Raw genomic sequence first — 12,261 nt, 5'->3', positions numbered from 1 at the left:
GCGGCGCATAAATTTTGGCCTTGCTGCCCCCGGGACAGGAGGATCTGGGGCCACAGGCCGGGCCAGGCGAGCGGAACCTTGCTGTTGCGCGCATTTGGGGAGACCCGCCAATCTTATCAGTGATATGGTCCGGAGCATGTTCGAAAGTGACTCTGTGGTATAAAGTCATGCCCGACTGTTCCGACCCTGTCCCGCCTGGGCCTTGCGCGCGCCGCCCTCTTCTCCCCGCTGATTTCAAAAGACGATTTAGATGAACCAACCCTTCCAAAGTTCCGCCGGCTCCGAGCGCGAGAGCGCCCCGCAGGCCTTGCGTCAGCGTCTTATGAACAGCGAAGACGGCGTCGATATCTCGTCGCTGACAGCGGCCCTGTGGCGGGGCAAGTGGTGGATCGCGGCGGCGACCCTCGTGATGGCCATGATCGGTGCCTATTACGCCAATGCCATCGCCACCCCGATCTACCGGGCCAGTTCCGTGGTCATGCTGGAGACCCGCGAGGAAAGCGTGGTCGACATCGGCAATGTGATCGGCGGGCTGGGCACCGATACCACGGCGGTGAACACCGAGGTCGAGGTGATCCGCAGCCGGCTGCTGCTTGGCAAGGTTGTCGATGCCCTTGATCTGACCCAGGACCCCGAGTTCAACCCGCTGCTGAGCACGCCCAGCCCCCTGGTGCAGCGCAAGCAGCGGCTGATGGCGCTGCTGACGGGGCTGTTCGGCGGCGGGACGGAGCAGAGCGGCCCGGCCACGGATGAGCGGGCGGAAACGGCCCGGCAGGTGCAGATCCGGGAACGGGCGATCAACCGGCTGCTGACCCGCATGTCGGTCAGTAACATCCCGCTCAGCCTGGTGTTCCGCATCACGGTGCAGACCGAGGATGGCGAGAAATCGGCGCGCATCGCCGACACGGTCGCCGATCTGTACATCCTGAACCAGATCGAGACCAAGTTCGAGGCGACCGAACAGGCCACCAGCTGGCTGACGCAGCGCGTCTCCAGCCTGCAGACGGACCTGGAACAGGCGGAGCAGGAGGTGAAGGACTTCAGCGCCCAGACCTCGCTGGTCAACCAGACCAACCTGGCCGGGATGGAACGGCAGCTGAAAGAGACCCGCGACCGGATCGCGGATGTCGAGGCCACGCAGCAGCAGACGCAGGCCCGCCTGGCGGTGCTGCGCGCCGCCACCACCCCGCCGGAGCAGGCCCGGGTCGCGGAGGATCCCCAGCTGGGGCGCCTGTTGCCGCGGATCGGCGAGACCGGCATCGCCGCCGATTTCGAGGCCCGCTGGCAACAGGTCGTCAGCCGCGCCGAGCTGGAAGCGGCGCGGGCCGAAAGCCAGCTGACCGCCCTGCGCCGCTCGGCCGACACGATGGCCGAGGAGATCCGCCAGCAAAGCGCCGACCTGATCCAGCTGCAACAGCTGACCCGCGAAGCGGAAGCCAGCCGGCTGCTCTATGAATATTTCCTCAACCGCCTGAAGGAGACCTCGGCGCAGCAGGGGATCCAGCAGGCCGACAGCCGCGTGCTGTCCGGCGCGGTGATCCCGGGCGGGCCCTCGGCCCCGAACAAGCCCCTGGTCATCGGCCTGGCCGCCTTCGTCGGGCTGCTGTTCAGCGCCGCCCTGGTCCTCTTCCGCGAAAGCCGCCAGGACGGGTTCCGCCTGGCCCAGGACCTGGAAGATGCCACCGGCCTGCCGGTCATGGGGCAGATCCCGCTGGTGCCCAAGGTGCGGCGCCAGGACGTGCTGACCTACCTGGCGGAGAAACCCACCTCGGCGGCGGCCGAGGCGATCCGCAACCTCAGGACTTCGGTGCTGCTGTCGCATGTGGATGCGACGCCGCAGCTGATCGGCATCACCTCGTCGCTGCCCGGCGAGGGCAAGACCACCATGTCCATGGCCCTGGCGCAGAACTTCGCCTCGCTCGGCAAGAAGGTCCTGCTGATCGAGGGCGACATCCGGCGCCGCGTCTTCAACCTCTATCTCGATGCCAATCAGGACAGGGGCCTGCTGTCGGTGCTGAGCGGCGAACATGCGCTGGAAGAGGTCCTGGTGCGCGACGACCGGATCAATGCCGACATCCTGATCGGCCAGAAAAGCAACACCAACGCGGCGGATGTCTTTACCTCCGATCGTTTCGGGGCGCTGATCGCCGAGGTGCGGGCCAAGTATGACGTGATCATCCTCGACACGCCGCCGGTGCTGGTGGTGCCCGATGCGCGGATCCTGGCACAGCATGTGGATGCGCTGATCTTCGCGGTGCATTGGGATTCCACCTCGCGCACCCAGGTCCGGGATGCGATGCGCATGTTCGAGACGGTCAACCAGCCGATCAGCGGCCTGGTGCTGAACCAGATCGATCCCAAGGGGATGAAACGCTACGGCTATGGTGAACGCTACGGGGCCTATGCGGCCTACGGGCGGCGCTATTACACCAACTGATCCCGTGCCCCCGCGGGGCGCGGATCAGGGAAAGACGCCTGAGAGCCGCCCCGGGCCGGGCGGTTCTTCCCGTTTGTCCGCCACCGCCGGACCCCCGAGCTGGGGGCGCACCGGGCGGGCGGCGCCGCTGCCGTCCCAGGGGCAATCCTGGTAGCGGCCGGTCGTCCCGGCCCCATGGACCAGGCAGTGCCGCCCCGGCGCCAGTGCGGCGAAGCGGACCTCCGTCAGCTGGATCTCGGCCCCCGGGGCCAGCAGCTGGAGCGCGTCCCAGGCCGCGCCCTCGATCCCGCCGCCCTGCACCGTCACTCGTCCGATCCCGCCCGGCCGTTCGGTGGCGACCCGCCCGAGCGCCCGGCAGTCCTGGGCCTGGCCCGCGCGCAGGGTCACCGCGTCCAGCCCCTCTCCGGCCACGACCCAGAGCCAGGACAGGCCCTGCCCGCGGATCCCCTCGGCGGTCAGGCCGCGGGTCGGGCGGGTCCTGTGGCCGCGCAGGGCAAGGCCGATCATCCGCCCCGGATCGGGATCGGGGTCCACATCGGCCGACACGCCAGCGGCAGGCCGCGAATCGACGGCAGGTCCGGTCACCGTGATGTCGCGCAGGGTGGTGCCGCTGCCCGAGACCTGCACCCCGACCTCGCCCCGGGCCGCCAGCCCGGCGCGGCGTGGTCCCGCGCAGGTGATCTCGCAGGTGGCGATCAGGCTGTTCTCGGTCTGGCAGCTGATCCCCTTGCCGCCGTCGGGCCGGGTATGGCCCATGCCGCCGGTCACCTGGCAATCGGTGATGGCATTGTCATGCCCGGCCCGGCCATCGGTGAAATCCAGGATCTTGATCCCGTCCTTGCCCGCCCGCGTGGCCCGGCAGCGCCGGATCCGGTGATGCGCGCCGCGCAGGTAGAAGGCGCTGTCGCCGCTGTCGGCCAGGGCGCAATCCTCCAGCAGCCAGCCCTGGCTGTCGCCGGACAGGACCAGGTGATTCCAGCCCTGGCCGGTGCAGCCGCGCACCGTGACCCGGTCCATCCGCCCCGCCCCCATGACCAGGGCGCCGCCGCCCGCGCGCAGGGCCCGGGCGGTGGCCTCGGCCGCCGCCAGACCCGCGCCCCGGGCGCGGCGGCGCAGGGCCTCGACGCTGCCCCGGGTCTGTCCGTGGCAGGCCTCGACCGTGATGTCGCGCGACCGTTGCCCGCCCCCGGCCAGACCGTAGTAGCAGGCGTCGAACCGGCAGCCGGCGATCACCAGGTCGCGGCAGCCGTCCAGGCGCAGGCCGCCGTCGCGCGCCGCCCGGCCCGTGCCCTGCCCTGCCCGGAAGGTCAGCCCCTCCAGGCGGCAGCCCTGCCAGTCCCGCAGCTCCAGCAGCGCCTGCCAGTCCGGGGCGCGTGCCCGGGGCGGATCCGGCGCGGCGGGACGGCGCAGGATCCGCCCTGCCGCCAGGGTGATGTCGCGGCGCGCGGGCGGCAGCGCCAGCGGCTGATCGAGCCAGAGGTCGCCGCCGATCTCCAGCCGGTGGCCCGGCGGCAGCAGGGCCAGGGCCCGGGCCAGGATCGCCCCGTCCGCGTCGCCGCCCCCGGCCTCACCGCCCCTGGCCTCGGGGCCCGCCAGCCGGGCGCCGAACTGGCGCAGGCTGAGCTGCCCGTCGACCGAGACCGGCCAGAGCGGGGCGCCCCCGGCGGTGACCAGGGGGGCCGCCGCCTCGTTCCGGGCGCCCTGGCGGAACAGCGCCCGGCCGACGCGCAGGAACCCGCCCTGCCCCGCGGGCGGTCGGGTGGGGTCGGCCAGCAGGGCGGCCATGTCGGGATAGCTGCGGTGCGGCACCTCGCGCCCGCCCGGGGTCAGCCCGTCATGGACCACCGGGCGGCCGGTGTCGGCCCGCACCCCCAGGGTGCCGGGCAGGGCAAGCCCTGCGGCAGGCAGGCTGGCAAGCTGGGAAATCATGGCCGCTCCGGGGATCAGACCCCGCCAGCAGGCCATGGGCGCCGGCCCGGGACAAGCCCCCCGGCCCGGAGCCCGCCCGGGATGGGCGTGGTTCCGCTGCGGGCGGCGCCCCGGGGGGCGCCCGCAGGGCTCATGTGAGGACCGATCGGGCAGGCCTGCCCCCGGCGGGGCGGCAGGCGGGGCGCGCGATCAGCGGCTGGCGATGGCCGCGCCCTGGGTGATCAGCGAGGGCACGATCTGTTGCAGCGTGCGGTTCCAGCGCGTCACCGGCTGTTCGGCGATGAAGATCACGTCATCGGGACGCAGTTCGAACTTGGTTGCCAGCAGCAGGTTGGCGGCATTGCGCACATCCAGATGCCAGGCGGTGACGGCGCCGAACTCGCGCGGGTCGTCCGAGGCGCGCAGCACGTAGATCTGGCTGATGTCGGCGGTTTCCGTGGGCATCCCCCGGGCGTTGTCGCCATAAAGGGCATCGGCCAGCGAGGCGCGGGTCTCGAAGGGCAGGGCAAAGCGGCCCTGCACCCCGACCTCGCCCGCCAGATAGGCGTAGTCGCGTTCGACCCCGCCCAGCTCGAGCCGGGTCATGTAGTTCGTGCGCGCCGCCTCATAGCTGGACTGGCGCAGCGAGATTTCCTGGTTCATCGCCTGCAGGGCGCTGAGCCGGCTGCTCTGGCGGAAGTCGGCCAGGCGGATCTGCTGGTCGAAATAGGCCTGGGCCAGGGTCAGGTCGTAAGAGGTGTCGACGAAGACGCTGTCGCCATCCAGCAGCCGCACCCGGGCCAGTTCGCGGTTGGAATAGAGCTCGGTCACCGGGATCTGGTAGAGGGTGCCGTCGCGGTAGATGCGCACCGAGGCCAGGTCGATATCGGGCACCTGCACGCCGCCGACGGCGGCCAGGGCCTCGTCCAGATAAAGCGGGGTCAGCTGGATCGGCACCACCCGGGGGCTGCCGACGGCGCCGCCGATGGCCACCTTCTTGGAGTTGAACTCGGCGATTTCCAGGCTGAAGGTCGGGTCGATCTGGTTCTCGACCAGGCGCTGGAACAGCCGCGCCTCGGCCTCTTCCAGGGTCAGCCCGGCCAGGTTCACCCGGCCGACATTGGGAATGGCGATGGCGCCGTCATCCTGCACCGTATAGCCCTCGCGGGAGTTGCTGGCGGCCAGCAGGCCGGTCAGCTCTTCCAGGGTCGAGCCGCTTTGCGGCACCGCCAGCAGCAGCACGTCGCCGACGCCGATCTGATAGGGGGCCTCGGGCGGGGCGGGCGGCAGGCGGGTTTCCAGCGGCAGGCGCGGCTTGTCCGACAGGGCCGGTTCCGGCAGGGCGCCGGTGCCCATGGCCACCGTGCTGCCGGTGGCGGGCATTTCCGACAGGATTGCGGGCAGGGTGCGCGGCGCATAGGCCGAACGGTTGGCGACCATGACCGTCTGGGCGTTCATCTCGACCACCTGCACCTTGGCACCGGCATTGGCCACCGTATCGACCGAGGGGCTGTGGTAGATGACCCCGCAGCCGCCGAGAAGCCCAGACAGGACACTGAGGGTGAAAAGGGCTTTCAGGCGGCGCATTCTGCTTCTCCCACAAAGTGAAATGACGGTGTCTTCTTAGCGGCTTTCGCGCGCACCGTATGGTTTTCGGTCACGACCGGCTCCCTTCGGGAGAGAATGTGACCATGCGGCCACCGACCCGCTGCTGCGAGCCTCCGGCGGGGCCGTAGCTGTTGATGAAACCGTCGTCGGGGCCCGCGCAATCCTCGCGGGTGACGGGACCGGCCGGGCTGGCGGCGCGGGTCACGGTGCAGACATAGGTCTGCAATTGCAGGGTCCGGTCCTTGGTCATGCGGTTCTCGAAGCGGCGGGCCAGGCCGGGCTGGCCGCTGGCCAGGCGCGCCTGAAGCTCGGCCAGGTCCGAGAACATCAGGTCGTCGGCGGTGCTGCGGCTGGCCACCACGACGCCGTTTCGCATGTCGATCGCCGCCCCGTCGGGGGCGCGCCAGCGCACCACGCCATCGGCCGCGGGCCCGTCGCGGCGCAGCGCCACGCCCGCGCCCTCGTCCGCCTGCATCCGAAGGACCGGCGCCCCGGCCTCCTGCAGGGCCAGGTAGCGCGGATCGACCGGCGCGGGCGGCAGCAGGCCGCCCCCGACCTGGCGCAGCACCGCGCGGTTGAAGGTTCCATCGGCGGGGTTCGAGCTGGCCAGCGGCACGGCGCAGCCCGCCAGGCTCAGCAGCAGACCGAGCGGCAGCAGGGCGCGCGACAGGATATGGGCCGGATGTCTCATCGCCAGAAGCTTCCCCAATCCTGCGGGTCGTCCAGCTGCTGCGCCCGGCGCACCGGCTCGTAGAGGCGGTTGGACAGGTCCAGCCGCGCGCCCCCCTCGGCGCGCAGCGGCCGGTAGGTGAAATCGGCCGTCCGTTCCGAGGGCTGGCCGAACAGCCAGCTGCCCGGGACCGAGAAGATGATCCCCTTGTCGAAGGAGCCCTCGCCGAATTCCTCGGCCGACATGGTGGTCTGGGTGGCGAAGACGCCCAGGCGGAAGCCGCTTTCGAATTCCCGCGTCAGGGTCAGCGTCGCGCCCCAGTCCTGGGCCAGGTAGCGGCCCGCGTCGATCTGGGCCAGGTAGCCGCCGCCGAAATCGTAATAGGCCGAGACGAAGCCGGTGGCGGTCTCGTAGTCGCGGAAACCGAACAGCCCGTCGGTGGCGCGCTGGCGCACCAGGTTCAGTTCCGCGCCAAGCGCCAGGGGGCTGTCCAGCGGGCTCCACAGCAGCTCGCCCGAGACGCCGCCGTACATCTGTTCCAGATAGCCCATGGACAGCCGCCCATAGAGGGCATCGCCCGGCTGGAAGAAATATTCCGCCATCAGCTCGCGGATCTCCAGGCCGGTGTCACGGTCGTAAAGGCCCGCGTCCGCCCGCGCCCAGGGGCCTGGGGTGTCGGGCAGCGGGATGCTGTCGCGTTCCACCAGGGCCAGGGGCTGGCGCAGCTGGCCGCTCAGCAGCAGGCTGGAACGGTTGCCCAGGCTGGCCAGGTAGGAGGCGTCGAAGCGCAGCCCGGTTTCGGCCAGCGGATGGTCGGGGCGGCTGTGGCGCGTGCCGGTGTAAAGGCTGATGCCATAGCGCAGCGGGCTGGCCGCGCCGGGATCCAGCGGCAGGGTGCGGTCCTGGGCGATCTCGGCCCGGGCATAGCTTTTCCAGGCGCCTTGCAGGTCGTGGTCCAGCTCTTCCAGGTCCGAGCGGCGCAGGGTGACCGAGGTGGGCGCCAGGCCGGTGTCGGTCACCGGGGTCAGGGTCAGGATCTCGACCTGGGGCGGCAGCACGCCGGTCAGGGCGCGGGCGGCGCGACCCACGGCCTGGGTCTCGCTCAGGTAGGTGTCGTTGCGCAGCTGCACCCGCACCCGGGCGCCCTGGCGCTCATAGGCCAGCAGGGTCAGCCCCTGGGCGGCCAGGGCGGCGCGCACCCGGGCGGTTTCGTCACCGCTCTGGGGGCCGTCGTCCAGGCCCCAGCTGGCCAGGACCGCCGCATCGCGCGGCACCACGGCGGGGCCTGCCCCCTCGCGCCCCGAGGGCGGGCCGGGCGGGGCCTTGGGGTTGATCCGATAGCTCAGCGCCAGGCCCAGGGTATTGCCGTAGAGATAGGCGCCGGTCAGGTCGAGGCCGTTGTCGAACCGGTAGGTGGCGCCGATGTTGACGGGGCTGTCGCGGTGAAAGCCGGGATTGGCGCTGCCTTCCAGCTCATAGGCGTCCGAGGAGATCTCGGCCGAGAGCAGCAGCCGGTCGGTGGCCTGGTATTGCACCCCGCCGAAGAGGGCGGCATCGCCCTTGAACCACTGGCCGAAATCCACATCGCCCACATTGCCCAGGCTGGCGCCGGTGACATTGTCGGGGCGGGTGCGGAAATTGTCCGACAGATAGGACAGCGGGTTGCGGAAACTGCCGGCGCTGCCCAGGCGGCCCCAGCCCAGGCCGATGGTGCCGCGCAGGCGGTTGTCGAAGAACCCCTTGGTGGCGACCAGATATTCCCCGGCATAGACCCCGGTGCCGCCGAAGTCGCGCAGGCCCAGGGTCAGCGCCGGGCGCCGCGCGCCCTCGGTCATGATCTGATAGCTGATGTCGAAGCTGCGGTCGAAGTAATAGGGCTTGTCGGGGCTCTGGTTGGGGATGTTCTGAAGCGCGGAATAGCGGAAGGTGCCGGCCAGGCGCGGGGTGAACTGGAAATGCGCGATGCCGCGGTTCATGTCGCCGAAGCTGGACAGGGTGAAGGAGAGGTCCGCATCCCGGGTCATGTCCGCCGTCGGCATCTCCAGGATGCCGGGGGTGCCGTGAAAGCCCAGGGTCGGCCGAATCTGCGCCGCCGCCGCCAGCGATAGCCCGCACAGCGCCAGGGCAAAGCCCAGGCTGCGGAACAGCGACCACCACCCTACAGACTTCACACCATGCCCCTCTCGTCTCCAGCGTCTTACGCTGTTGTGTTCTGCCCCCACCTCTTAGGGGGTTCCACCGAAAAATGCCATGCCCGAGAGGCTTTGCGCAGGGCTGACGTCATTTTGCGACACCGGATTGGCGAGTTGTCGCCGCGCTGTCCCGCCGGGCGGCCAGAGCCCGCCGCGATTGTAGCGGGCGCGGGCGCACTCGCCCGAAAATAGAGCGCTGCGCGACCTCTCGCCGACAGCAGCCGGGGCAGAGTTGGTCTGCGGGGTCTGGAGTTGGACTTACTGGAATATAGCATATTCCCGAATATAGCATTTTCCGAAGGTAGATTTACACGTACAGATAGAGACGCCCGGCGATCCTCTCCCCGCCTGTCGTTGTAAAAGGTGTGCTGCAACCGTGTCTTCCCTATCCGCTTCCGCCACGGCCTCCCTCTCTGCTTGGGGCCTGACGCCCGCGCATCTTTCGGGCGCCTTCCCCTCTCTGGAAATGGTGCGGTGCCTGATGGCCTGGTGGGTGGTCGTCGCCCATATGCTGCAAATGGTAGGCGGGGTCTTCTGGCTGCCAGAGCCGCTGTTCGATGCCCTCAACCGTCCCGGGCGGGCGGTGAATGTCTTCATCGTGCTCAGCGGCTTCGTTATCACCCATTTGCGGCTGGCCAATCCCGAACCCTACCCGGCCTATATCCTGCGCCGCGGCTTCCGGGTCTACCCGATCTACCTGGTCTGCCTGGCCCTGGCCCTGGCGGTATCGCCGCTGCTGCCCGCGGCGCAGGTCACCCCCTGGTCCGATGGCGCCGGCGACCTGGCCCGCTGGCAGGAGCAATGGGACAATTTCGGCGCTCACATGCTGCTGCACCTGACGCTGCTGCACGGGACGGTGCCCGAAACCGTGCTGCCCTATGCTTCGGGGACCTTCCTGGCCCCGGCCTGGAGCCTGTCGCTGGAATGGCAGTTCTACCTGCTGGCGCCGGTCCTGATCGGAGGACTGTTGATGCGCGGGGCGCGCGGCTGGATTGGCTGGCTGGCCCTGGCCGCCCTGATGGCGCTGAACCTCCAGGCCCGCCAGGCCTGGGGCGCGGAGTACGGCCATCCCTCGGCCTTGCCGCTGGCGCTGAACTTCTTCCTGCTGGGGATTCTCAGCCGCGAGCTGTTGCAGGATATCGCCGAGGGGCGTCTGCCGCTGCGCCCGCTGGTCGGCCTGGGCGTGCTGATTTTCGGCGGGCTGGTGCCCAAGCTGGAGGTGCTGATCTGGGCGCTTTGCGGCCTGGCCATCCTGGGGGATGTGGGTTTGGGGGGACGGCTGGGGGCGGGTTATCGCGCGTTGCGCGGGCGGGCCGACTGGATGGTCGGCCTGGGCAAGATCTCCTATTCCACCTACCTGGTGCACAGCCCAGTCCTGATCCTGATGGTCGGCGCCACCCGGCTGTGGATCTCGCCGTCGATGATGGCCGCCGCCTTCGCCGGTGTCCTGGCGCTGCCGATCGTGCTGTGGCTGTCCAAGCTGTGCTATCGCCATATCGAGACGCCGGGGATCGCCCTGGGGCGGGCCGCGGCCGCGCGCCTGTTGCCGCCGCGCGGGACTCCCGGAGAGGGTGGTTAGCCCCCGGCGCGGCGGGGCCGGGGCCTATTGCCTTTATTCCCTGCGCTCACTGCGCGGATTACCTCGCAAGCGCAGCATCGGACAGGTTTCACGTTGCATTCCCTGGCTGTGCATATAATCTTTAGTCACATTATAGGCGCATGGACTGGCGGCCCGATCCGTGCCGCGCCGGACTGCCCAAAGAGTTGTTTAATAGACTAAAATTGACGAAATGATGCAGCCCATGCAGGCGTTGGAGGTCTTCCTTAATGGCCCCCGAACCTATGTTCAGGGCACACAGATGATCGCCCGAGCCCTGGAGCTTGCCGTAGCGACCTCGCCCGGCCCCCATGTGCTTACTGCGGCCACCTTCCAGCGGATCACCGACCGCCTCGTCTCGGTCGCCGCCCCCGGCACCGGGGCGCCCGAGCAGGTGCTGGGCACCCTCCAGCTGGAGACCGGCGCGGACCGCACCAGTTACGAGCTGATCGAGGGCGACACCATCGGCGTCCTCCCTGCCTGGCGCGAGATCGCCGAGGCCCGGTAAAGCCCGCTGACCGCCAGTTTCGCCCTCGAGGGGCTGATCTGCGGCGAGGATTACCTCATGGCGGTGGTGCAGATCGTCAAGGGTCTGCACGAGGCGCTTGGCGCGGATGTCCATGATGTCTGGCTGACCGGCTTCGGCAGCGCCAACATCCCCTTCAACCCCTTCCCCGCGACCGCCGGGCGGCTGGATGTCAGATTCCGCCGCGGGATGCGCGGCGAGGAGGGCTGGCAGACCCTGATGATGACCAGTTTCGAAAGCCCGAACTGGCGGCGCCGATCCGCGCCGCGGTGGCCTTCGTCTTCAAATCCGAAAGCATTGATCATGTCCATTGAGGCCATCGGCAAGGCCCTGCCCGCGAAGATCCAGACCGCCGAGGACGTCGCCGAGGCGACCGGGGCGGACCCGGCCTTCGTGCGCGGCAAGGTCGGCCTGGGTCAGCGCCATGTGCTCTCGCCCGGCGAGACCGGGCTGGACCTGGGCGAGGCGGCGGTGCGCAACCTGCTGGAGAAAAGCGCCCTGGAGGCCGACCAGATCGACCTGCTGATCTACGTCACGCAGACCCCCGACCGCCGCATCCTCCATAATGCCGCGCCGCTGGCCCACAGGCTGGGCCTGTCCCGCGGCCTGGCCAGTTTCGACCTGGCCCTGGGCTGTTCGGGCTTCGTCCATGCGCTGTCGGTGGCCGAAAGCTTCCTGGCCGGTCACGGCATGAGCAATGCGGTGATCGTCACCTGCGATCCCTATTCGCGGATCATGGACAGCGGCGACAAGGCCACCAACGTGGTCTTCGGCGATGCCGCCGCCGCCACCTGGATCCGCCGCGACGGCCCGACCACCCGTACCCTATCGATTGATTTCGGCACCGATGGCGGCGGCGCGGATGCGATCCGCATCGATGCCGGGGGCGCCGCCTTGCCGCTGGTCTCGCTGGACACCCCCGAGGGGATCGAGGCCTATGAACCTGTCGCGCTGCGCCTGCACATGGAAGGCCGCGACGTCTTCAACTTCGTCAATGCAACCATCCCCGGCAGCATCAAGGCCAGTCTGAACAAGGCCGGTCTGACGGTCGACGACATCGACGCCTTCGCGCTGCACCAGGGCTCGGCCTACATGGTAGACGCCCTGGCCCGCCGGGCCGGACTGCCGAAGGACAAACTGCTGATGAATATCGCGGACTACGGCAACACCGTCTCTTCGACCGTGCCCCTGCTGCTGGAACCGCTGCTGGACGCTCCGGCGCCCGAGACCCGCCGCGTGCTGATTTCCGGGTTCGGGGTCGGCCTGTCCTGGGCCACCGCCGTTCTCGAACTCTCTCCTCCGGAAAACTGAAAAGGTATCTGA

Annotated in this window: 8 protein-coding genes; 4 read left to right on the top strand and 4 right to left on the bottom strand. The window is 69.5% G+C overall.

Features of this window, described 5'->3' with window-relative positions; genetic code table 11:
- Positions 1 to 250 precede the first annotated feature (250 nt).
- On the top strand, positions 251 to 2,437 hold the full coding sequence (locus tag ACRARE_RS21495; protein ID WP_432658466.1) for a polysaccharide biosynthesis tyrosine autokinase: 2,187 nt from the start codon (positions 251 to 253) through the stop codon (positions 2,435 to 2,437).
- A gap of 24 nt (positions 2,438 to 2,461) precedes the next feature.
- On the opposite strand, the gene ACRARE_RS21490 is transcribed toward ACRARE_RS21495, so the two are convergent.
- The 4 genes from ACRARE_RS21490 to ACRARE_RS21475 form a co-directional block, all read right to left on the bottom strand.
- On the bottom strand, positions 2,462 to 4,366 hold the full coding sequence (locus tag ACRARE_RS21490) for a right-handed parallel beta-helix repeat-containing protein (RefSeq protein ID WP_432658465.1): 1,905 nt from the start codon (positions 4,364 to 4,366) through the stop codon (positions 2,462 to 2,464).
- Positions 4,367 to 4,555: 189 nt separating this feature from the next.
- Entirely contained in the window at positions 4,556 to 5,932 is a 1,377-nt protein-coding gene (locus tag ACRARE_RS21485) for a polysaccharide biosynthesis/export family protein (protein ID WP_432658464.1), read from the bottom strand.
- Between the two features lie 70 nt (positions 5,933 to 6,002).
- Positions 6,003 to 6,644 (bottom strand): hypothetical protein, encoded by a 642-nt coding sequence (locus ACRARE_RS21480; protein WP_432658463.1) that lies wholly within the window; start codon positions 6,642 to 6,644, stop codon positions 6,003 to 6,005.
- The gene (locus ACRARE_RS21475) at positions 6,641 to 8,794 is read right to left on the bottom strand and encodes a YjbH domain-containing protein (RefSeq protein WP_432658462.1); all 2,154 of its coding nucleotides are present in this window, start codon (positions 8,792 to 8,794) and stop codon (positions 6,641 to 6,643) included. The genes ACRARE_RS21480 and ACRARE_RS21475 overlap by 4 nt, the downstream gene beginning before the upstream one ends.
- 487 nt (positions 8,795 to 9,281) lie before the next feature.
- On the opposite strand from ACRARE_RS21475, the gene ACRARE_RS21470 reads away from it, so the two are divergent.
- The 3 genes from ACRARE_RS21470 to ACRARE_RS21460 all read left to right on the top strand — a co-directional run bounded on the left by ACRARE_RS21470 (position 9,282) and on the right by ACRARE_RS21460 (position 12,249).
- Complete coding sequence (locus tag ACRARE_RS21470; protein WP_432658486.1) at positions 9,282 to 10,394, top strand: acyltransferase family protein; 1,113 nt, start codon at positions 9,282 to 9,284, stop codon at positions 10,392 to 10,394.
- 280 nt (positions 10,395 to 10,674) lie between these two features.
- Complete coding sequence (locus tag ACRARE_RS21465) at positions 10,675 to 10,920, top strand: hypothetical protein (protein ID WP_432658461.1); 246 nt, start codon at positions 10,675 to 10,677, stop codon at positions 10,918 to 10,920.
- A 57-nt stretch (positions 10,921 to 10,977) separates the two neighbouring features.
- Positions 10,978 to 12,249 carry a 3-oxoacyl-ACP synthase III family protein gene (locus ACRARE_RS21460; RefSeq protein ID WP_432658460.1) on the top strand — a complete coding sequence of 424 codons (1,272 nt, stop codon included), beginning with the start codon at positions 10,978 to 10,980 and terminating at the stop codon, positions 12,247 to 12,249.
- Positions 12,250 to 12,261 lie beyond the last annotated feature (12 nt).

The sequence above is a fragment of the Pseudooceanicola aquaeponti genome, assembly GCF_050897975.1.
Lineage (GTDB): Bacteria > Pseudomonadota > Alphaproteobacteria > Rhodobacterales > Rhodobacteraceae > Pseudooceanicola.
This window is presented reverse-complemented; position numbering and strand designations above follow the sequence as displayed.

Bases quoted from the DNA above. Each gene is read 5' to 3' on its own strand.
- ACRARE_RS21480 (WP_432658463.1), bottom strand. From the start codon at position 6,644: ATGAGACATCCGGCCCATATCCTGTCGCGCGCCCTGCTGCCGCTCGGT.
- ACRARE_RS21495 (WP_432658466.1), top strand. From the start codon at position 251: ATGAACCAACCCTTCCAAAGTTCCGCCGGCTCCGAGCGCGAGAGCGCC.
- ACRARE_RS21485 (WP_432658464.1), bottom strand. From the start codon at position 5,932: ATGCGCCGCCTGAAAGCCCTTTTCACCCTCAGTGTCCTGTCTGGGCTT.
- ACRARE_RS21470 (WP_432658486.1), top strand. From the start codon at position 9,282: ATGGTGCGGTGCCTGATGGCCTGGTGGGTGGTCGTCGCCCATATGCTG.
- ACRARE_RS21465 (WP_432658461.1), top strand. From the start codon at position 10,675: ATGATCGCCCGAGCCCTGGAGCTTGCCGTAGCGACCTCGCCCGGCCCC.
- ACRARE_RS21490 (WP_432658465.1), bottom strand. From the start codon at position 4,366: ATGATTTCCCAGCTTGCCAGCCTGCCTGCCGCAGGGCTTGCCCTGCCC.
- ACRARE_RS21460 (WP_432658460.1), top strand. From the start codon at position 10,978: ATGGCGGTGGTGCAGATCGTCAAGGGTCTGCACGAGGCGCTTGGCGCG.